15 protein-coding genes are annotated in these 21,138 nt (G+C 58.2%); 7 read left to right on the top strand and 8 right to left on the bottom strand.

All coding sequences use genetic code 11. The annotated features are described in order from the left end of the window. Nucleotides 1-62 precede the first annotated feature (62 nt). Nucleotides 63-2,819 carry a protease pro-enzyme activation domain-containing protein gene (locus AB4Y89_RS03265; RefSeq protein ID WP_442299465.1) on the bottom strand — a complete coding sequence of 919 codons (2,757 nt, stop codon included), beginning with the start codon at nt 2,817-2,819 and terminating at the stop codon, nt 63-65. A 140-nt stretch (nt 2,820-2,959) separates the two neighbouring features. Then, nucleotides 2,960-6,979, bottom strand: coding sequence for an Ig-like domain repeat protein (locus AB4Y89_RS03260; protein WP_442299464.1), 4,020 nt, complete (start codon nt 6,977-6,979; stop codon nt 2,960-2,962). Nucleotides 6,980-7,089: 110 nt separating this feature from the next. On the opposite strand from AB4Y89_RS03260, the gene AB4Y89_RS03255 reads away from it, so the two are divergent. The 4 genes from AB4Y89_RS03255 to glmU all read left to right on the top strand — a co-directional run bounded on the left by AB4Y89_RS03255 (nt 7,090) and on the right by glmU (nt 12,589). Further along, the gene (locus AB4Y89_RS03255) at nt 7,090-7,935 is read left to right on the top strand and encodes a hypothetical protein (protein WP_442299463.1); all 846 of its coding nucleotides are present in this window, start codon (nt 7,090-7,092) and stop codon (nt 7,933-7,935) included. Nucleotides 7,936-8,121: 186 nt separating this feature from the next. Beyond that, a complete protein-coding gene (locus tag AB4Y89_RS03250) occupies nt 8,122-9,648 on the top strand; it encodes a M16 family metallopeptidase (RefSeq protein ID WP_442299462.1) in 1,527 nt (508 codons plus the stop codon). Continuing rightward, nucleotides 9,645-11,087, top strand: coding sequence for a M16 family metallopeptidase (locus tag AB4Y89_RS03245; RefSeq protein ID WP_442299461.1), 1,443 nt, complete (start codon nt 9,645-9,647; stop codon nt 11,085-11,087). Before AB4Y89_RS03250 ends, AB4Y89_RS03245 begins: the two co-directional genes overlap by 4 nt. Before the next feature lie 83 nt (nt 11,088-11,170). Further along, the gene (glmU, locus tag AB4Y89_RS03240) at nt 11,171-12,589 is read left to right on the top strand and encodes a bifunctional UDP-N-acetylglucosamine diphosphorylase/glucosamine-1-phosphate N-acetyltransferase GlmU (RefSeq protein ID WP_442299460.1); all 1,419 of its coding nucleotides are present in this window, start codon (nt 11,171-11,173) and stop codon (nt 12,587-12,589) included. Nucleotides 12,590-12,594: 5 nt separating this feature from the next. Here glmU and AB4Y89_RS03235 read toward each other — a convergent pair whose 3' ends face one another. Continuing rightward, on the bottom strand, nt 12,595-14,934 hold the full coding sequence (locus AB4Y89_RS03235; protein ID WP_442299459.1) for a transglycosylase SLT domain-containing protein: 2,340 nt from the start codon (nt 14,932-14,934) through the stop codon (nt 12,595-12,597). 191 nt (nt 14,935-15,125) lie between these two features. On the opposite strand from AB4Y89_RS03235, the gene AB4Y89_RS03230 reads away from it, so the two are divergent. The 3 genes from AB4Y89_RS03230 (at nt 15,126) to AB4Y89_RS03220 (ending at nt 17,003) form a co-directional block, all read left to right on the top strand. Then, nucleotides 15,126-15,752: a sigma-70 family RNA polymerase sigma factor gene (locus AB4Y89_RS03230; RefSeq protein ID WP_442299458.1), complete on the top strand. Its 627-nt coding sequence runs from the start codon at nt 15,126-15,128 to the stop codon at nt 15,750-15,752. After that, a complete protein-coding gene (locus tag AB4Y89_RS03225; RefSeq protein ID WP_442299457.1) occupies nt 15,749-15,991 on the top strand; it encodes an anti-sigma factor family protein in 243 nt (80 codons plus the stop codon). The genes AB4Y89_RS03230 and AB4Y89_RS03225 overlap by 4 nt, the downstream gene beginning before the upstream one ends. Nucleotides 15,992-16,106: 115 nt before the next feature. Continuing rightward, complete coding sequence (locus AB4Y89_RS03220) at nt 16,107-17,003, top strand: hypothetical protein (RefSeq protein ID WP_442299456.1); 897 nt, start codon at nt 16,107-16,109, stop codon at nt 17,001-17,003. Between the two features lie 60 nt (nt 17,004-17,063). Here AB4Y89_RS03220 and AB4Y89_RS03215 read toward each other — a convergent pair whose 3' ends face one another. The 5 genes from AB4Y89_RS03215 to AB4Y89_RS03195 all read right to left on the bottom strand — a co-directional run bounded on the left by AB4Y89_RS03215 (nt 17,064) and on the right by AB4Y89_RS03195 (nt 21,123). After that, nucleotides 17,064-17,999 carry a hypothetical protein gene (locus AB4Y89_RS03215; protein WP_442299455.1) on the bottom strand — a complete coding sequence of 312 codons (936 nt, stop codon included), beginning with the start codon at nt 17,997-17,999 and terminating at the stop codon, nt 17,064-17,066. 101 nt (nt 18,000-18,100) lie between these two features. Then, nucleotides 18,101-19,021: a glutamate formimidoyltransferase gene (ftcD, locus tag AB4Y89_RS03210; protein WP_442299454.1), complete on the bottom strand. Its 921-nt coding sequence runs from the start codon at nt 19,019-19,021 to the stop codon at nt 18,101-18,103. Further along, nucleotides 19,009-19,719: an acyloxyacyl hydrolase gene (locus tag AB4Y89_RS03205; RefSeq protein ID WP_442299453.1), complete on the bottom strand. Its 711-nt coding sequence runs from the start codon at nt 19,717-19,719 to the stop codon at nt 19,009-19,011. Before AB4Y89_RS03205 ends, ftcD begins: the two co-directional genes overlap by 13 nt. Before the next feature lie 76 nt (nt 19,720-19,795). Beyond that, nucleotides 19,796-20,536, bottom strand: coding sequence for a YebC/PmpR family DNA-binding transcriptional regulator (locus AB4Y89_RS03200; protein WP_442299452.1), 741 nt, complete (start codon nt 20,534-20,536; stop codon nt 19,796-19,798). Nucleotides 20,537-20,628: 92 nt separating this feature from the next. Further along, nucleotides 20,629-21,123 carry a VOC family protein gene (locus AB4Y89_RS03195; RefSeq protein ID WP_442299451.1) on the bottom strand — a complete coding sequence of 165 codons (495 nt, stop codon included), beginning with the start codon at nt 21,121-21,123 and terminating at the stop codon, nt 20,629-20,631. Between the last annotated feature and the right edge of the window lie 15 nt (nt 21,124-21,138).

Here is a 21,138-nt window from a genome sequence, read left to right as displayed (position 1 = left end):
CGTTTTTGAGACATTAAAAGACGAGGGGTGACCGAAGCCACCCCTCGTGATACGCAACGTTGCTAATTCACAACAAATGTCACCGTCGACGTGTGGGATGTGGCGGTGGAACTGGTTGAGCTGCTGGTAGCCGTCACGGTAATGGTGTAGGTACCGGTTGAGGTTTTGGTCACACTGCTGCTTGAGCTGGAAGAACCGCCACCGCAGCCGGAGAGCCCGGTCATCAGGACTGCACTGAAGCCTATCAATAGGAGAATCGGGAGCCGCCGCCTGCGCGGCAGCAGCATGCACAGCAAGCCCGCCAGAACAACAGCTCCGCCGGCAGCCGCCTTCTCCCCTCGACGTAGCGCCGCCTGCTGAGTTGCCAGTTGTGTCATGCCGCTGCCAACCTTGGCGCTCGACTGATACGCATACAGCGTCAAAGCAGTTGTTGCCGTACCTCCACTCGCCAGCGTGACCGGCGAGACTGAGAAGATATATTGCGCTGCAAGGCTTGTGCTGCTGGATGCGCTGAAGCTGATCGATCCTGCAAAACCATTCACCGAGGCGACGGTGAATGTAATCGGCGAGGCCGTGCCTCCAGAGCTTACTGTGGCTGTCGCGGTCGAAGGTGACAGCGTGAAGTCAGCGGTGCTGGCCGCCACTACATCGATGGTCGCCGCTCCCAGAGAACTTCCGTAGGTCGTATCCCCCGAATAGGACGCTGTAATCGTGTGATTGCCCGAAGACAAGGACGTTGTGGAGATAGTTCCGGTTGCCGTGCCGGAGCTCAAGGTGAACGTGGAGCCTGTTGCCGTTCCATCCACCAGTAACTGCACCGTTCCGGTCGGAGTCGTCGTTACACCTGATGTACCCGATGCCACAGTTACAGTGATAGAAACCGAGTTGCCCGCTGTCACATTGGTCGGCGACGCCGTAACAGTCGTCGTCGAGATCGCCGAGCCACCTGAGGAGAGCGCCGTTACCGCTGTCCAGTCGTTGACAAAGTTGGCGACATCCAGTGAACCCCATCCCGTTGCCAGGTCATATCCCGTAGTCGCGCTGTAACCGATGCTGGTTGTACCTGAGGGGCAATCGGTGGTTCCACTCGTGCAGGGTTGTTTGTTGTCGCCCACGGTCACGTCGTGGAAGACCGAGCTATAGTACGTGCTGTTCGCGAGCGCATAGATTGTCGGATTGGCATTGCCGATGCGCGAGCCGGTCTTCTGCTCAACCAGAGCCAGGACTCCCGCAAAGATTGGTGTGGAGACAGAAGTGCCGCCCACAACTGCCAGAGTGTCATCGGAAGCGCGATAGCCGTTCGTGCAGTATGTGCCCGTGCAGATGAGATATCCGTCGTGACCAGATGCCGCGTTGAAAGCGATATCGGGAACATCACGGACATAATCCGTAGGCACACCAGTGCCTGTCTGCCAGGCCGGCTTAGCGAAGTAGTCGCTCTTTCCACCACCACCACCGGCCAATTCGCTCCCGGAAGTGGTTTCGTTCCATGCCGCCTCCGGAATGTAGCTAAGCGCTGACCCCTGATTCGAGCCATTTGACCCGCTCCAATACGTCGTAGCTCCAGTGGTGCTGCCCTCATTGAACATGGTTCCACCAAGAGCCGTGACGTAAGGCGAAGATGCGGGGAAATCGACGGCTAGTCCATACTGTGCCGATGTCACTGTGGTTGTGCTGCTGCTGTAGTCGCAGTCAGTGGCGCCGGAATCGCCGGTCGGCCCCACAATGGTCTGACCTTGTGCATTTGCCTGGCGGAAGAGTGCGTTATAGGTCGTCAGACTGCTCTGCCCCCATCCAGACTCGCAAAGACCATAGCTGATGGTGATGATGGGCGCCAGATTGTTGCTGATCGCCTGGGTCAGCGACGTGTCCACAACATCCTTGGAATAGACATAAAGGATCGAGGCTGACGGGGCCGCCGCACCAGACCACTCTACATCCAGCATTGCTTCAGCGAGGTCGGTATTCACCGTTCCGGGCGTCGTGCCATAGAGCTTCAGAGTAGGCGCATTGGTAGAAAGCCCTGAGACACTGCGAAAGGTCGCCACCTGCGACAGGCTGATCTCTGTCTGCCCCATCACTGCAATCGTTACACCTGATCCGGTCGTGCCGCCGGAAACCAGTGACTTCATGTCATAGATCGTGTAAAGATCTCCCGGCGCAAGAAAGTGACTTCCTGACTTATCTGAGGTGAAGTGAGGACGCACATGCGGCTTCAGCTTGAAATTATTAAGCCCGGTAATCCCCGTGACAACTGTCTGTAAGCTGGCCGGAAGAACCGGCTCAGAGATATTCGCAAAGTTTGTTTCGCTCCCCGACTGGACAGAATGAATCGAAGTCTGGAAGGCCTTCTCGACAGCCGAGACGGGGCCGCTGAAGGTAATAAAGTTTTTGCTTCGCGCAACCTCCGTCACAGTCAGACCTTTGCTGGTAAGCCATGCCGTTGCCTGGTCCAGGTCAGCCTGTGCCATGCCGAACTGTGCCCCATACTCTTCCGGGGTGAGCCACTGGTGATAACGAGAAGAGCTCGGGTTCTGCTGATCCTGCAGCAACTGCGTTAGCGCAGCCTCCTGCGCGGCGCTCATGCTGAAACGAAGTGTGAGTTGCTCCAACTGCTGACTTCCCGGCAGTTCGCCAAGGTCAGACGCACCACGAACCCGCGGCGACACATTACCTGACATCGGGGTGCGCTGCGCGTCGTCAATCGAAGTAATACGGCGGGATGGTTGTACGGCAAACAAGGTCGATGCTTGCAGCACGACCAGCATTGCGATGGAGAGAGCCAAAGCACGTACGGGGAAGATACGAAGTCGTCGCATACAAAGGTCCAATACCCCCTTTTACGGCCACGACAAACACAGCAAGAACGCACCGTATGTGCAACCGGGAACAACGGGGGTCGCACGTACAGACGAGAACTTTCTGGAAAGGTTTCGGGGAGACGACGAAATCGCTTACTCTACTGCACGGTTACCTGATAGCTGTAGTTGTGACGAACCGGGCTTCCGCCATCGGTCCCCGAGACAGTGATGGTCAACAACTGCGTTCCGAATGGAGTGCCGTTGTTGGCAGATCCGCCACTGCTACTATCGGTGCCGTTCTGCACGACTCCAGAAGCGCAACCTCCTGCCGTCATCGTGACCAGAACTGCAAGAATCGCAATCAGCAGACTGATGCGACGGCGCGTTGGCACCATGAACCACATGATCGCCGCAACAACCGTTCCACCAACGGGAAGATGCCATGGAATGTCATGCCTCTCCAAAGAGGCAGTATTCGCATTCGTCTTAATTGTGAGGGTGCTGGTGCCGCTGCTGCCAAGCGATGTCGGAGAGAAGGCGCATGTCATCTGCGCCGCAGCCGGAGGCGTGCAGCCCAACGTAATCGTCCCGGCGAATCCGCCCGAGCTTGTCACCGTTGCAGCAACCTGCGCCGACTTGCCCTGCGTAATGTTCAGGGATGTCGGATTCAGGGTAACGGTAAAGTCGCTGATTGTGACTGCCAGAGTGTTGGACGTTGCACTCTTGTAGTTGGTATCACCGGCGTAGATCGCATAAAGGCTGTGCGCGCCAGGCAGAAGACCGGTGCTCGACACGCTCGCCACCGACTGCGTGGTTCCGTTCGCCGTCAGCGTAGCTGTCCCCAGCGTCACCACGGTGGAACCGACCGTGTCATAGAAGGTTACGGTGCCCGTTGGCGGAGATAGTGTGGTCGAACCGCCACTGGCAGTTGCCGTAAATACGATGTTCGTTCCGTTTACAGCCGTAGTGCTGCTGGCCGACAGCACCAGGGTGGAGGCTACCTTGGACGTCACGACACCAATCGCGGTTGATGTGCTGCCATTCCAGTTCGTATCTCCGGAATACACCGCGGTAATGGAATGTGTTCCAGCGCCAGTCAATGTCACTGTTGCCGTGGCTGAACCAGCAACAAGCGGAGCTGTACCGACGGTCTTCGTCCCATCCAGGAAGGTTACGGTGCCTGTATAGACATACGTTCCCGTCGCATTACCCGCATTCGCAACGGTGGCCGTCAGGGTAACGGAATCGCCGGCATTCGCTGAGCTGCTGCTCGACGTAACCGTCGTGGTGGTATTTCCCTTAGTCGCCGTATACGACAATGTAAGAGGAGAGTTCGTACACACGAAGGTATTAACCGACGGGCATGAGATCACGATCGAATACTTCCCTGGAGGAGGAATCGTAATCGTGAGGTTTCCCGTTCCCGAGGTCACTGTCCCGGTGTAGGTTTGCCCGTTCACTACAGCCTGAACCGTTCCGTTGGCAGCCCCCGTCGTAACCGCTACCGTCACCGTAATGGTAGCGTTATTCCCATACGCACCTGGCGACGGAGAGACCGATGCCGACAGCGTTCCGCTGGAAGGCGAAATGGTGACGGCGATTGAGCTGCTACTGGACGTCGCGAAGGTCGAATCTCCGCTATAAGTGGCAGTAATGTCGTGCCGGCCAATCGTCAACGATGAGTTCGAGATATTGACGGTTCCATCGGTGCCGATCGTGCCGGATCCAATGACTCCATCTTTCGAAGACGTCAGTGTGACTGTTCCCGTCGGCGTGCTGGTGGAACTCGTCGATGATTTGACCGTCGACGTAAAGGTGATGTTCACACCGCCATTCACGGCATAGCTGGAGGCAACAAGTGATGTAGTCGTTGCCGTTGTTCCTGTTGCCGCCTGCACGCTGATCGCAGAAGACGTGGAAGCCGCATAGGTTCCATTACCGGAGTAGACCGCAGTAATGCTATGCGCCGTGCCTGCAGTCAGCGTCGTGGTGTAGGTCGCCGCACCACTCGTGACGGTACTGGTTCCCATCGACGTTCCATTGTCGCGGAAGTCGACCGTTCCTGTAGGTGTGGCGGCGGCTTGTGGATGAACCCGGCCAACACTCTGGCCGCTGGTGGTGGAGGTTACCGTCGCCGTAAAGGTTACGGATTTGCCCGCGACCGGTGGACTCGGATTCGATGTCAGAGCAACCGTGCTGGAGGTGCTTCCGGCCGAGGTCGACAGCGATCCGGAGGTGCTGGTGTTATAGACCGTATCTCCGGAATAGACCGCCGTTATGACGTGCACGCTGCCAGCTGCCAGCGTCGTGGCAAAGGTTGCGCTTCCACTCGACAACGTGCCCGATCCAATGATCGTCCCGTTGTCTTTGAAATCGACCGACCCCGTCGGAACAGTCGTGACGGAACTGCTGCCGGAAGCAACCGTAGCGGTAAAGGTCGTCGCCGCCCCCGTGACTGGAGGATTCGGCGACGAACTCAACGTGGTCACGCTGGTAGTTCTGGTGGCTCCCGGAGTAATGGAGAGGGTGTAAGGCGTGGGGCAGGTAAAGTTGCTGTCACCGCTGGTGCATGAGATCAGCACCGTAAAGGTATTCTTCTCACTTACGGGATATGTGATTGTTGCGGTCGACTTCGTTGTTCCGCTTCCTGCGGCCGCCAGCGTAGCCGGGTAGGCCTTGGTGTCGGTCGTTCCCTGCCCCTGAGCGCTGACTGTACCCGTGGGATTGTCCACTCCCGAAGTACCCGTCACCGACACCACGATGCTGGCATTGGCGCCATAGGTCGCGGTTCCATTCAAAATCGCCGAAACGCTGGCCGACTCCGGCTGAATGGAAATCGTTGCCGGAGCCGGAGTGTTAGAGGATGCATAAGTCCCGTCTCCCGCATAAGCAGCATTGAAGCTATAGCTGCCGCCGGCGAGTTGCTTGGTGCTGTACGTTGCCTTACCGGATGAGTCCAGCGAGGCGGTTCCAGGTGTTCCAGTTGCAGAACTGGAGAAGGTTACCGTCCCGGTCGGAGTCGCACCTCCACTCGCCGAGGTCACCGTTGCAGTCAGGGTGAAGCTCTGGCCATGTGTTGGAGCGAAGTTGCTCGAGGTGATCGACGTATTTGACGTCGATGTCCCCAGAGGCCACCGCTTGAGGATCTCTTCCGGGTTAACGGTGCCCAGCCCGGTCAGCGCCGTCCACGTCCCCGTGGCGATACCGGCCGGTTGCGTGTAGACGCCTGGAATCGCCGCCAGTTGGTAGAGGGTGGCATTGATGTTCCCAAGCCTTCCGCCACTCCGAGCGATCAACTCATTTACCGTCGCGCCGAAATCCGCCATAGAGATGAAATCCGGAACAGCACGAAGTCCATTGGCTGGCAGACCTTCTGCAACCTGCCAGGAGGGCCTGGTTTCCGTACCCATCATGACATCGCTCAGCGCAGCCGGAACAACGACTGTCATCCCTGCATAATCACCTGAAGAGTTCCCAAGCACCGTGATGCCTTGAGCATTCGCCTGCTGCACCAGGAGATCCCAGTCTGCCTGCCCCGCGGAAAGACTGTTTAAGACAAGCACAGCGGAGGAATTCGCGTCGACTGACGCTTCCGCGACAGGCAGCGGAGAATCGTCCAGATCGTCCAGTCCCGTTACCGCCCTGATGCTCTGCGGAGCGTCCCCAGGCAGCGAGAGATTTCCTCGTTCCACCACATGCAGGCTGCCGCCAATCTCGATCTGGTGAAGGTCTGCGCTGAAGGTCTGCTGGGCGATGGCCACTGTCGATGCTGCCTGTAATAACGTATGCGCTGCATTGGCTGCGGTGACGTGTATCCCTTGAGCTTCAAGCCAGGCAGTCGCCGCACCTATCTCCGCGTCGGTCGCGCCGAAACGAGCGGCAAACTCCTGCGGAGTCAGCCAATGATGGTAGTTCGTGGAACCTTTGGTCGTAAGGTCCGTCAAATACTGTGCCAACGCATTCTGCCGGCTGTCGTCTATCTGCAGCGCAATGGAGATGTGTTGCAACGGCGAGGAGGCTGGAGCGGCATCCAGAACAACTGCTCCTGCGGGCAGCGACGTGGTGACGGATGGCAACGCCCGGCGCGCTTGCTGTGCCATGGCAGCCGATAAAAGAGTACATGCCAGCATGCAGACCACCGCACACGAGCGCAGAAACGCCTGAATTTTCACCACCATAGGGATCGCATTGATTCTCGCCGTTGCAGACCGGAAAGGCAATAACACTTCCAGGCCAATGAACGTTACCTGCCGATAACTAAAGTGGCAGGGCGTGGTACGCTGTCGGCGTGTCGCGTTATTTGGAAGAGTCGCTCGCCCAGCTGAAGAGATTTGAAAACGCTATCCCATGGATGTATCTGGACACCGTGGGCAAAGTCACGGTTGGCGCAGGTCTGATGCTGCCAACGACGCAAAGTGCGACCGCCCTGCCCTTTCAATTTGACGGCCGCCCGGCCCATAACCAGGAGATCATCGTTGACTTCCGCCGGGTCTCTTCCATGGTGAAGGGGAAAGCTGCCGGTTTTTACCGCAGCCCTATGTCCGTGCTTCTTACCGCGGTGGAGATCGATGTCCAGCTCCGTGCCGCTGTCACCCATCTCGACCAGGATCTGAGAAAAGAGATTCCCATCTGGGACGCGCTCCCCGCATCTGCCAAGGTGGCCCTGCTCGATATGGCGTACAACCTCGGAATGACTGACCTGCTACAGGGTTATCCCAGGTTGCTGCATGCCGTCGTCACCGGCGACTGGAAGACGGCCGCAGCCGAGTGCCACCGCAACGGCCCTGCTCCCGCACGCAATGAATGGACCCGGCAACAATTTCTTGCCTATATCGCCGCTCCTTCCATTACTGCCGAGGCGGAGCTGAGACGCGATGCCAAGCCGCCGGCGATCCTCCCGATCGAGCCGGCACACCCCTCCATCACAACCCGGCCAACAACGACTACGGTTTCTGCCAAAAGCGCCCCATCAAAGAAGAGTGCCGTCAAAGCCTCTGCCAAGAAGTCGGCTGCTTTGGGCGCGAAGCCCTCCGCGGGAAGGCCGGCAAAGAAGGCAGTGAAATCCGCACCTAAGAAGCAGGCATCCGCCACGGCCAAAAAATCCCTGCGGAAATCCCCTTCCCGCAGCAACTAACTTTCGTATCCCGCTGTCCGTCCCACGCTCATATCTAATAGAGCATTTCCCTGTTACTGGGTATCCCGGAAGGATTGTGCGGTGGCGTTTTCATTGCGGAAAACGCCAATAGATGCGATAAGCCCTACACGACACCCACAGGGAAAATGCTCTATCGTTGCAATATCGAGAGTTGTTGGAGGTTCCATGTTTCATCGCATGAAGGCCGCGCTTGTGGCCGCTGTTCTTCTGGCGGGCTTTGCCCCGGCGCAGGACCTGGCCAGTTTTGAGAAGCGCACCACGGTCAAAGTGCTCCCCAATGGGCTGACCTTGATCGTCTGTGAGCGTCCTGAGGCCCCGGTTTTCAGCTTCTATACGCTGGTGGATGCTGGTTCGGCCAACGATCCCGACGGCGCCTCCGGCCTGGCTCACATGTTCGAGCACATGGCCTTCAAGGGCACCAACGAGATCGGCACGACCAATTACACCGCTGAAAAGGCTGTTCTCGAAAAGGTTGAGCAGGCGTATACCGCCTATAACCTGGAACAGCGCAAGCTGGTCGGACAGGATGCCGCCAAACTCTCTCAGCTCAAAGCGGCCTTCGATGCAGCGGTCAAGGACGCGCAGCAGTACGTCATTCCGAACCAGTTTTCTGAGATCGCGGAGAAGAGCGGCGCCGTCGGTCTGAACGCTTCCACCTCGGAAGACAAGACTGACTACTTCTGGTCGATGCCCTCCAACCGGCTTGAGCTTTGGGCCTATCTTGAGAGCAGCCGGATTGCTGAACCTGTCCTGCGTGAGTTCTACAAGGAACGCGATGTCGTTCAGGAAGAGCGGCGCATGCGCATCGATTCTGCCCCCATCGGACGCATGGTGGAGCAGTTCCTTGCCGCCGCGTACACGGCCCATCCCTATGGCCGCAGCGGCGTCGGCTGGGAGAGCGAGATCAGCCAGGTAACGGCTACCGAAGCTGAGAACTTCCATAAGAAGTACTACGTCCCTGCAAACATCGTTGTAGCCGTCGTCGGCGATGTGAAGGCGGCCGAGACCATGCCGGTACTTGAAAAGTACTTCGGCCGTATCCCCTCCGGTCCCAAGCCGCCGGAGATGACCACCATAGAACCAAAGCAGTTCGCAGAGCGCACCGTAACCATTCGGGAGGCCACGCAGCCGTTCTATCTCGAGGGCTATCACCGCCCCGATTACCGGGACAAGGACGATGCCGTGTATGACGCCATCACCGACCTGTTCTCCAACGGCCGTACTGCCCGCCTCTATCGTTCGTTGGTACGCGATCAAAAGATCGCAGCCGCGGCCGCGGGGTTCAGCGGCTTCCCAGGCGAGAAATATCCTGGGCTCTTCGCTGTCTATGCGGTTCCAGTGCCGGGAAAAACTCCAGCCCAGCTCCGCGATGCGATTCACAAGGAACTTGATCGCCTGAAGAACGAGGATGTCTCGGATGCTGAACTCGCCATGTTCAAGACACGTGCCCGTGCCGACCTGCTGCGCGGCCTGGCAAGCAACCAGGGACTGGCGCAACAGCTCGCCGACTACCAGACACGTTACGGTGACTGGCGTGAGCTCTTCCGCCAGCTCGAGGCCTACGACAAAGTGAGCAAAGCCGATATCCGCCGTGTTGCCAACCAGCTCTTCGTGGAGTCAAACCGTACCAGCACAACCATCGAGTTTGCCCGCCCCACACCTGCAGTGGTTTCCAAGGGAGGTGCCCAGTGAAAAAGAACCTTGTCTGCCTCGCCCTTGCCTCTGCTCTGTTTATTCCCTCATTACGTGCACAAACGACCGAACCATGGACGAAGATTCCGACGCCTCCGCTGCATGAGTTCAAACCGGTCCAGCCCAAGCGAATCGACCTGAAGAACGGTGTTGTGATCTTCCTGCAGGAAGATCATGAGCTGCCCTTCATCGACGGCACCATCAACGTCCGCGGCGGCTCACGCGAAGAACCGGCAAACAAAGCCGGCATGCTCGATATGTACGGTGATGTATGGCGTACCAGCGGCACCGCAGCCATGGACGGCGACGTCATGGATGATGCACTCGAAGCTAAAGCTGCCAAGATCGAGACCAGCGCCGACATTGATTCCACGGCACTCACATGGAGCAGCCTGAAGACGGACTTCGATACGGTCTTTCCCCAGGCAGTCGACCTCCTCCTGCACCCATCCTTCAAGCCGGAGAAGCTCGAGCTCGCACAGCAGCAGATGGCTACGGGTATTGCTCGCCGCAACGACGATGCCGGCGGCATTCTTGCCCGCGAGGTCGGTAAGGTTGTCTATGGCGCTGCCAGCCCCTACGCCCGTCAGCCCGAGTTCTCCACGGTCCTCGGCGTCACTGTCGACGACATCAAACAGTGGCACGATAAGACGGTGGTCGGCAGCAATCTGCTTGTCTCCGTCATCGGCGACTTCGATTCCGCCGCGATGGAGAAGAAGCTGCGCGACACCTTCGAGAAGCTTCCCAAGGGAGAACAGTTCAAGTCTCTTAAGACAGACTTCCCTGGCCCGAAACCGGGCGTTTACTTCATCAACAAAGACGACGTCAACCAGTCCAACATCTCCATCGCCGGTCTGGGGACCATGCGGAATAACCCCGATCTCTATGCACTGAGCGTCATGAATGAGATCTTCTCCGGAGGGTTCGGATCACGTTTGACTCAGTCCGTCCGTACAAAACTGGGGCTGGCCTACGCGGTCGGCGGCGGTTATGGCGCGACCTATGACCATCCGGGTATCTTCCGCGTGCAGGCAGGCACCAAGAGCGCTAGCACGGTTGCCGCAACAAAGGCGATGCTGGAGGAGATCAACCGGCTCAAATCCGTTCCACCGACGGAAACGGAACTGCGTAACGCCAGAGAGCAACTGCTCAACTCGTTTATCTTCCGCTACGACTCGCGCGCGAAGGTACTCAGCGAGCAGGTGATGCTGGCCTTCTATGGGTATCCGGCAGATTTTCTGGAGAAGTACAAGGCAGGCATTGAAAAAGTGACTGCGGCCGATGTCTCACGTGTCGCTGCAAAGTACATCGACACGTCGAAGCTGGCGATCGTTGTGGTTGGCAATGGCGGTGACCTCGGTGCCTCGCTCAAGGATCTGGGACCGGTGACGGATGTCGATATCACCATCCCGCCTCCTCCGGCCGGAATGAGCAACTAGGACACACCCGAACCCCATAGAAGCCCCGCCTGACTGATGCAGGCGGGGTTTCTAGCATCTACCAGACCCGGTACTATTCCCCCATGAGCTCTCCGACATTCGCGGTCGCCATCATGGCCGCAGGCAAAGGCACGCGCCTCAAGTCCAAACGCCCCAAGGTCCTGCATGAGATCGGCGGCAAACCCCTGCTGCTGCATGTCATCGCCGCCGCGAAGCAGGTTGTCCAGGCTGGTGACATCTACGTCATCGTCGGCCACGAAGCAGATCGCGTGAAGGACGCAGTCGCCACGGAAGCGACGCACTTTGTAGTGCAGGCCGAACAGCGCGGCACCGGCCATGCGCTGCAGGAGGTGAAGGCATTCTTTACAGCTTCCGCCATCACACCACCTGACCATCTTCTGGTGCTCTCCGGCGATGTCCCGCTCATCCGCCCGGAGACCATCGCCGCTATTCGCGACTTCCATCTCCGCGAAGGCGCCTCGATGACTATTCTTACGGCTATCCCTTCCGACCCTACGGGCTATGGCCGTATCTTCCGCAAATCGCCGGAGTCCTCAGAGGTCGTCGCGATTGTTGAGCAGAAAGATCTCAAACCGCAGCAGCGCTCCATGCGTGAGATCAACTCGGGCATCTATGCCTTCCGTACAGCCTCTCTCTTTGAGCAGCTTGGTTCTCTCACGGCGAATAACGCTCAAGGCGAGCTCTACCTTACGGACGTCGCCATGCTTCTTGTAAAAGCCGGGGAGAAGGTTGTTGCTATCGAAGCGAACGGCGGGGTCGATGAGGTGCTTGGGGCCAATACCATCGCCGAGATCATGCATCTGGACGCCGCGATGCGCCTGGACACGGCTCGTCGATTGATGGCCCAGGGAGTCACGATCTTCCGTCCGGAGACCTGTATCGTCGATGCCGACGTTAAGATAGCCGCGGACACAGTGATCGAACCGTTCGTGCAACTGCTCGGCAAGACCGCTGTCGGTGGTGACTGCAGGATACGCTCCTACTCTGTCATTCAGGACTCGACGATAGGCGAAGGCGTGACCATTCGCAACGGCTGCATCCTCGACCACGCCCACGTTGCCGACGGAGCCATCCTGGGCCCCTACGCTCACCTGCGCCCTGAGAGCTATATCGGCGAGAGCGCGCACGTGGGCAACTTTGTCGAGACCAAGAAGGTGCGCCTCGGCAAAGGCTCCAAAGCCAACCATCTCACATACCTTGGCGACGCCGTCATCGGAAGCGGAACCAACATAGGTGCAGGAGTCATTACCTGCAACTACGATGGTGTCAATAAACACCAGACCACGATTGGGGATAACGTCTTTGTCGGCTCGGACTCCGCGCTGGTCGCCCCCGTCGTTCTTGGCAACGGTTCCTTGATCGCAGCCGGGTCTGTCATCACACAGGACGTACCGGAAGACGCTCTTGCCATCGCACGCGGCCGTCAGGAGACCAAGCCAGGATGGGCCTCTTCACGGAGAGATCGTCTTCGTAAAAGCTAAGCGCCTTACTTCGCGGCACTCACAGAACTCGTTCGTTGACCAGAGCCGTAAACCGCCCGATACATCTCACGGTTGCGCAGGATGGCTTGCACGTATTCACGCGTCTCGGTATACGGGATCGATTCCACAAACTCCGCCATATCGCGATAGTCGTTGGTCGACATCCACTGACGCACCGGAGTATCGCCGGCGTTATAAGCCGCCAACGCGTACTCCACCTGTCCACCGAAACGATCGATCGTCTGCCGCAGATAGATCGTGCCAAGCCGCAGGCTGGTCGCGGGCTGCAACAGATCATTGGTCGAGAACCTGCCAATGCCGTCTCTCTTCGCCAGCGATTTGCCGACGGACGGAAGCATCTGCATCAGGCCATATGCGTTCGCACGCGATACCGCGCCAGGATTGAACTCCGACTCCTGACGGATCAGCGACGCAACCAGATATGGGTCAAGGCTATTACGTGAAGCGTTCGACGTCAGCTCGTTCCAGTACGGCGTCGGGAACAGCAGCTTCCAGTACATTTGCGGAACATCGTCGACGCTGTACGCGAAATAAGAGGCGCCGCTCCGCTTCATCGCCTGCAGCGCACGCACATACTCGCCGTAGGAGGTATAGATCTCCGCCTGCGCCAACGTTCCCCACGTTGAGCTGGTCGGGCTTGCCTGAATCTCCGGTGCGATGTACTCGTTCAATCCGGCATTGGCCAGCAGACGGGCCTTGATGAGATGGGTGTCGTTCTCCGGTAGTGTATCGATCAGCTCCGGCACATCTGGCGCACGCACTGAAGCCAGGGGGGCCGCAGGAGTTACGGCCGGTTGTTTCCCGAGGATGTCCAGCCGCTGGCGCGCCAGAAGGGCGTAGTAGTAGTTCGGGAAGCTGTCAGAAAGCGTCCGGTAGTAATTTGCCGCCTGGGAAAGGTTATGTTCCTGCTCTTCGTAGATGCGGCCTCGCCAGTAGAGCGCTGACGGCGTCTCGATCCCCGTCGGATAGCGCTGAATCTGCTCATCCATCAAGCGAGCAGCCTCAGAGTAGTTCCGTGTGCGATAGCTCAACCAGCCGGCGCGCCAGTGAGACGAAGGACCATAGGTGCTGCGAGGAAACATACTGACAAGCTGGCTGTAGTAACCCGCCGCTGTCCCGTACTCATGTTTGAGCAGGTACATGTTCCCTGCGGAATAGAGCGACTCTTCCGTCCAGCGGCTGCGCGGATAACGCTGGGTCAGCTGCGTCACCAGACTGCCATGCTGCCCACGGTCATCAGAGCTCCGCGCCAGTTCTGCAAGAAGGTACAGTTTCAATGCAGCCGAATCATCGTCTGTCTGCGGCAGGCTCTCTGCCTCGCGCTTTGAAAGCCGCTTCAGCTTCAGATCACAGACCGCCGCATAGATATCCAAAGCATCACGGTCGCCTGGGCTCAGCGTCGCATCGTGCTGAATGCTGTGGTACTCGTCCGCGGCTTCGGAATATCGCTTGGCGTTGTACAACTGGTCGGCATGCACTTTGTGCTCGGTTGCCGTCAACGGAGTTCCCATCGCCTGCAACTGGACTCGAGCCTGCGTGGCCTCATAACTGAGAGGAAGCAGCGTGTAGATACTGCGATACATCGCCGCGGCCTGATTGGTATTCCCTGCGAGCTGCCAGGCCTTCGCCTGGGCGAAACGGAAGTCCGCATGCGAGGCTTGCGCGGTTCCGGTCAACGGACTCAGCACACGCAAAGCTCCCTGCGGATCGTTCTGCTGCAGATATCCATTCGCCAGTATGACCGGAGCATTCGGCACAAAGATTGATTCCGGATGACGCTGGGCAAACTTCTCCAGTAGAGCGTAAGCATCGGTTCCCCGCCCTCCCTGGAGGGCCGCCTGCGCACCAAGATAGTCTGCGTAGTCATCCAGGGCCTCTCCACGCTGCGCTGCCTGGCGGAAGGCGTTGTAGGCGTCAGAAAAACGCTTATCCAGCATGTAGGCATGGCCCATCGCCAGCCATGCCGCCGCAGAGGCCTCTCCATTGTGGCTGTTCGCATATGCCAATACGCCGGCATAGGCCGAGGGCGACCGTGTTGCCGTCAGTTGCTGCGCCATCGGGCGCAGCTGTGACGACGCTACGAATGCGCTGGTCAGCTTGCGCGATCGCGCGGTTGGAGGGGAGCTGATGACCTTCTTCTTCCGTCCCCTCGAGGTCGACTTTCCGGAGGCAGCCCCCTTTGTCCCCTTACCGGCGCCGGCTTTGGCAGGCGCCTTTGGGGCAGGCTTCTTCGTTGCTGCTTTCTTCGTCTGGGCATAGACCGTCCCAGAGAGCAGCAGCAGGAAACAGAACGGCAGAAAAGCAGCTATACGGCGGAACTTCATCGTCTTCTTTGCAGAGTATGATGCGTCGCGGTGCGGAATTTCCTCTTAGAGCAATTTTCCGCATCTTCGGCGATACCCTTTTCTGTAGGACAGGTCCACCGGCCCGTTGGTTTAGTATGGGTCTACCAGATATTTGCCCGGACGGAACAAACGCCCGGCTACTCACTGTTTTTTAGAAAGCTTGCACCGGAATGCCGACCCCGACCATCCAATCCCCAGCAGTGGAAGAACATCCGGACGTTGCGCTGGTTGCGCGCGCTCGGAAAGGAGATACGGCAGCTTTTGAGCAGTTGGTCCGGCAGTACGACCGGCAGATCTTCCGGGTAGCGCAGCACATTACCCAGAACCGCGAGGACGCGGAAGACATTGTGCAGGACGTCTTCCTCAAAGCCTACGAAAAGCTCGACCAGTTCCAGGGAAATTCGAAGTTTTCCACCTGGCTGGTTCGTATCGCGGTGAATGAGAGCCTGATGCGGCTCCGCAAGCGGAAGACCAGCAGGACAGTTTCCATGGACGAAGATGTCCAGACGGAAGAAGGCGCAATTCCCCGCGACTTTGCCGACTGGAGCCCAAACCCTGAGCAGATTTACGGGCAGTCCGAATTAGGAGATATCTTGCGCAAGACGATTCAGGGCCTGCCGCCCGGTTTTAGAACAGTGTTTACGTTGCGCGATATCGAAAATCTTTCGACGGAAGAGACGGCTGAAGCCCTGGGACTCAGCGTTCCGGCAGTAAAAAGCCGGCTTCTGCGTGCGCGGCTGCAGTTACGCGAGCGTCTAAGCCGCTATCTGAAACAGCCAGAAGGAGTTAAGCCGTGACCTGCACAGAGTTTCTGGCCAAAATGACCGACTACTTTGATGGCACCATCGCCAAAGAGCTGGAAGCTGAAGTTCGACAACACATGTGCGAGTGCAGCCACTGCGAGGTAGTCGTCAATACGACTCGCCAGACGATCGAGATCTATCGCGATACCGACGTGTACGAACTATCCACCGACACCCGCGAACGTCTGATTGCGAACATTATGAGCAAGTGCCGCGGCAAGGGTTGCGCGTAAGTACCGAACCAGACACATCTGTCCCACCTTTTTGTCATTTACTTCGGGCTTCCCTGCGGCCTATCCTCGATGGGTACTTCTCTCATTACTTTTCCCATCAGGGGATTTATCTGCCATGAGTTCACCCAATCGCAGGGTCAATGACCCTACTTTGACGCGTCAGCGCGGCATTCTCAGCCATCCCGGAACCCTTCTGGTTGCCGGCATGGCAATTCTGTTTACGGCCTATATCTTCAACGTCGGCGGCCTGCAGACCTGGGCCAACTCCGCATTCGACAACTTCAACCAGGGCGCACAGTCCCATAACGACTCTGTCGTAAATATGACGGTGGCCTTTGCTCCTGTTGCTGCAGGCCTCGTCATTCTGCTCATCGCCTACTGGATTCTTCGCAGGCTGGGCCGGGGAGTCCGCAAGATGGCGAAAGAGAACCGCCTCTCTTCCCGTGGCTCGCAGACGATCAACGACTTCTGCGAGCTGGCGGCCAAAGCCTCTATCAGCCGCAAGGTGGCTTCGCACACCTATCGTTTTCTAACACCCTATTACCACGACGACGTTCGTTCCCGGCTCGAGGATCGGCTGCGCGATGATCTGCACATGACCGAGACAAAGGTCCGCGATGCCGTCGCCAACCTGCTTCATCGCTGCGACCGTAAGAAGAACCTCGATGCTCCCGTTGATACGGTGGTCACGGTTCTCGACCTGATGCGCTATGTCGAGAAGGCGCCCGCACACTTCCTCACCCACTCCGCGGTCAAGCGGCTCCGGGGAGAACAGAAAGGTCCTGAGGTCGTTCGCACCGCAGCCGTAGGAGAGACCAGGATGGTGAAGCCGCTGCATAAGCGTTCCGGAATGCTGGCTGCGGTTAAAAACATCTCCGGCATGCGTAAAGCCGCCGCGGTGCAGAAGCCGGTAGAACCCCGCGATCCCGTTGCCCGTCCTGTGAATCCTCCGGTCGAGATCGCCGCCGGGCGTCAGGTGAAGCGCGACATCACAGTTCCGCGCGGGAACTAGTCCGACATGCAATAAAAAGGGCAGCCTCAGGCTGCCCTTTTTATTGCATGTCTTTCCGGCTTATCGTACGACCTGCTGGAACAGGGACGAGGACAACAGGCTTGCGAACTGGCTGTCCGAGGAGGCGTAAGCAACCGTGATGGTTCCGCTGCTGGAGCTAATCGTCGTGTGATCGAGCGCCTGCTTCTCATCGGTCGAGCCAGAGCCCTGCTTGTACATAGAAACAGCCTTCATCAGGGAAGCAATCGTCGCGGCCGTTACCGTGTCGGAGGTCACCACCGACATATCGAACTTCACACCGTTGGAGAAGTCCATGGTGTAACGCGAGCTCTTCATGCGGTTGCGTACGGTGTCGTAGTCAGCCAGTTGCGAGGCATCGCCCATGACGCTCTTCATCATCGTCTGGGTTCCCTTCTGATCCAGAAGGCTCCAAACCGCCTTGTCATCGACATTCGCCATCTCAGAGGCAAGCTCACCATTCAGGAAGTTAGGAATATTGCCATCGCGCGCCTCCATGGATGTGCGCACGGCATTTTTATCACCGAAGACCATCGTCGTCTGGTTCAGCCAGACAACGCTCATGCCCTGGGCTCCCATGGGATAGATTGCGTTATTGCGCAGCATGGTGGGCTTGATCTTGTTCTTGGTGAAATAGGCCAGAATATCCCGGGTGCGGAACTGGCCCTGGGCGATACCGATAATGTTGGTCGAACTGCCCTCACCTGTCCGATAGGCCACGAAAGCCAGATTGTCGGCGTCCTGGTCAACCTTCAGGCCGGAGCTCTTCAGCGCCGATTCCAGCCGTTTCAGCTCTGGAGGGAGAACTCTATCCTTGAGCGCCATGGCAGCCGAGGAGTTCTGCATCGCGCGATAGTCCACGGTAATAATCTGCTGCACGTCGCGCGGAATTGCGGACTTGGCATCCGAGGACAACTGCGCGGCCGGAGCAGCCGCTGCTGCTGCAGCCAGCACCATTGCCATGAGGGTTTGCTTCATTGTTCTGTGGTTCCTTCTATCTTGGGGGTTCTGCCGCCAGTTCACTGGCTACAGTGATTCTCTCTCATGTTCAGACGGATGTAACCCAGCCTCGGTTACCTTTACGGCCATTTGAGGGGATGCTTTAGCCGCCGTTCCAGTACCTTGACCTCTGGATCAAATCCCGGAACCTGATTTACCCAGGCCGAAGACGGATCATACGCCTGTTCCGGAATCAGACCAATCAGTTCGCCATCGGCGATGCTTGAACCGTGGCGGGCCGCAAGCTGGCGGACGCGCTCATGAACCTCGGCGACCGGAGTGCGCTGAAAGTCCGTAATATTCATACTGACCTGTGCCCGGCCCTGGGCCAATACACCCATTGCTTTGATGCCATGCATGCCGCCGCCGGAGGCGCGGATCTCCTTGGCGATAGCTCGGGCAATCGCGACATCCGGGTCATGCAGGTAGATGTTGTATGCGATCAGGAACTTACGCGCTCCGACGGCGGAAGCTCCGGCGGTTGCATGCAGCTCCGGCCCACCAATGTCTGGCCGGCGAGCCGCATCCTTGCGAACCGCGTCGCGCAGCCCTTCGAACTGGCCCCGCCGTACGTCCTCGAGGTTCACACGGTCGGGACGAGCCGCAGCAGCCTCGTAAAAATACACGGGAATCCCATACCGCAGCCAGATCTGCTGGCCGGCCTGACGGGCGAGCATGGCGCACTGCGGAAGGGCGTAGTTCGCCACCGGAACAAACGGAATTACGTCGGCGGCGCCGATACGTGGATGGACGCCTTCCTGGCGAGTCAGGTCAATCAGTTCCGCTGCCTTCCCTGCCGCACGGATGGCTGCCTCCGCCACCGCCTCGGGGGCTCCGGCGATGGTTACCACGGAACGGTTATGGTCGTTGTCCAGCGAATAGTCCAGCAGGCTCACGCCTTCCACCTTCATGGCGGACACAATGGCGCGTACCTTCTCCGGGCTTACACCCTCTGAGAAGTTCGGAACGCATTCAATGATGGGACTCCCTACTTCCACCATGTGTATCCCACGTTGAACTGCAGCGTCACATTCACTCCAGGATTCCGGTCGCCCATCGACGCATTGGAGATATGGACCGCATTGGCGCCAAAATCGATAGAACGCCTCGGCTTCACAAAATAATGCATGCCCACGCCTGCCTGGGGCGTGAAATTCCAAACCGAAGTCTCAGAGTTCGGTCCTGCATTCGCCAGGTTGATGACCGTTGCGGAACCATACGGAGGATACTTATGGTTCGTCCAGATCAGGCCGCCTGCGCCCTGCACCCAGGGCATAACTCTACGGTGGCTGGTCAGATTCCAGCGCAGAATGACTGGCGTCAACGACGCGCCGTGATATGTTCCGCCCACGGTATAGGGAGGCGAGCAGACAGTCAGCGACGAGTTGCACTTCACGCGCTGGAACGTCGGCACATTCGACTGCCAGTACGGAAACAGCTCTGCTGCAAACTCGAACTGTCCTTTAAAGAAACCGGAACCGAGTTCTGGCGTCAGCACCTTACCGACATGAACACCGGCCATGATGAACTTGTAGCCGCTACGGTTGTCTGTAACGCCTAAGCCTCCCTGAACCAGAGGACCATACTCCCAGCCTGGATGACTGGCAACTTCACGTACGGGAGACTGTATGGTGGTCTGTGCCACCGCCGGCATCGCCAGAGCGGCACTCATCAACGAACTCACGATCCATTTCTTCACTTACGCTTTCCTCTCCGTACAGAAGAAAGCCGCCGAATCTGCCGGCGGCTCTCCACTCATATTCCTGCAGTGTGAATCAGCCGGCCACCTCGGCCATTTCCATATCGAAGTTGGAGTACACATTCTGTGTGTCGTCCAGATCTTCGAGTGTCTCCAGCAGACGATTCATCGCAGCCGCCTGCGGACCTTCGAGTTTCTGATAGGTCGAAGGAATCATCGTTACCTCAGCAACCTCGGGAGTGATCCCGGCGCCCTTCACCGCCGTCAAAACGGCTTCGAAGTCTTTCGGAGCGGTCAGCACTTCCCAGCTATCGCCGTCACCAGAGAGATCATCCGCTCCAGCATCGAGAACGATCTCGGTCAGCTTGTCCTCGCCCACCGCATCCTTCGCCACCACGATCAGACCCTTCTTCGAGAACATGTAGCCTACCGAGCCAGACTCGCCCAGGTTGCCGTTGTTCTTGGAGAAGGCGTGACGAATTTCGCTCACGGCGCGGTTGCGGTTATCGGTCAGCACTTCGACGATGACCGCGACGCCACCGGGGCCATAGCCCTCAAAGGTGATCTCTTCATAGGTCGCGCCTTCGAGCTCGCCCGTGCCGCGCTGGATGGCACGCTTGATGTTATCCGCCGGCATATTCTCAGCCTTAGCCGCGGCAACTGCTGTCCGCAGCCGAGGATTGCCGTCAATATCACCGCCGCCCTGTTTCGCAGCGATCTGGATTTCCTTGATCAGGCGTGTAAAGATCTTGCCGCGCTTGGCATCCAGAGCGCCCTTCTTATGCTTGATTGTTGCCCATTTTGAGTGGCCGGACATTGCGGTTCCCTACCAGTTCCGTGTGAGATCTTTGCCTTCAGGCACCTGTCGATTTTACCACTTGAGGCCCCGTTCCTCCGCGATCCGCAACGCTACACGGCTGGTTCAGCGAGAAGGTTTTCCAGATTCAATGGCCGCGTATACATCTGTAACTCGCCGGATTCAGTCCTTGGCCACCGTTCCTGTGGACGATCCCAGTAGAGTTCCACCCCGTTCTGATCCGGATCACGCAGATAAAGCGCCTCGGAGACACCGTGATCGGCAACGCCCTCCAGCGGGATCTTCGCTGCAATCAACCTGCGCAAAGCATCTGCCAGATGCGCACGCGTCGGATACAGGATTGCCGTGTGATATAGCCCCGTCGTTCCAGATGCGGGCGGTTTTCCTCCACGGCTCTCCCACGTATTCAGTCCGATGTGATGGTGGTACCCGCCGGCCGATAGAAATGCCGCCTGATCCCCCAGACGGGCGGTGATCTCAAAACCGAGCACTCCGTGATAAAACGCGAGTGCCCGATCAAGATCGGATACCTTCAGATGCACATGCCCGATGCGGGCTCCTGCAGTGATCGCTGAAGTCTGTGGCATACGGTCTTTGATGAC

It is taken from the genome of Terriglobus sp. 2YAB30_2 (genome assembly GCF_052114765.1).
Classification (GTDB): Bacteria; Acidobacteriota; Terriglobia; order Terriglobales; family Acidobacteriaceae; genus Terriglobus.
This window is presented reverse-complemented; position numbering and strand designations above follow the sequence as displayed.

Coding starts and splice junctions, on each gene's coding strand:
- AB4Y89_RS03265 (WP_442299465.1), bottom strand. CDS start 2,819: ATGCGACGACTTCGTATCTTCCCCGTACGTGCTTTGGCTCTCTCCATC.
- AB4Y89_RS03260 (WP_442299464.1), bottom strand. CDS start 6,979: ATGGTGGTGAAAATTCAGGCGTTTCTGCGCTCGTGTGCGGTGGTCTGC.
- AB4Y89_RS03250 (WP_442299462.1), top strand. CDS start 8,122: ATGTTTCATCGCATGAAGGCCGCGCTTGTGGCCGCTGTTCTTCTGGCG.
- glmU (WP_442299460.1), top strand. CDS start 11,171: ATGAGCTCTCCGACATTCGCGGTCGCCATCATGGCCGCAGGCAAAGGC.
- AB4Y89_RS03235 (WP_442299459.1), bottom strand. CDS start 14,934: ATGAAGTTCCGCCGTATAGCTGCTTTTCTGCCGTTCTGTTTCCTGCTG.
- AB4Y89_RS03230 (WP_442299458.1), top strand. CDS start 15,126: ATGCCGACCCCGACCATCCAATCCCCAGCAGTGGAAGAACATCCGGAC.
- AB4Y89_RS03220 (WP_442299456.1), top strand. CDS start 16,107: ATGAGTTCACCCAATCGCAGGGTCAATGACCCTACTTTGACGCGTCAG.
- AB4Y89_RS03215 (WP_442299455.1), bottom strand. CDS start 17,999: ATGAAGCAAACCCTCATGGCAATGGTGCTGGCTGCAGCAGCAGCGGCT.
- ftcD (WP_442299454.1), bottom strand. CDS start 19,021: ATGGTGGAAGTAGGGAGTCCCATCATTGAATGCGTTCCGAACTTCTCA.
- AB4Y89_RS03200 (WP_442299452.1), bottom strand. CDS start 20,536: ATGTCCGGCCACTCAAAATGGGCAACAATCAAGCATAAGAAGGGCGCT.
- AB4Y89_RS03195 (WP_442299451.1), bottom strand. CDS start 21,123: ATGCCACAGACTTCAGCGATCACTGCAGGAGCCCGCATCGGGCATGTG.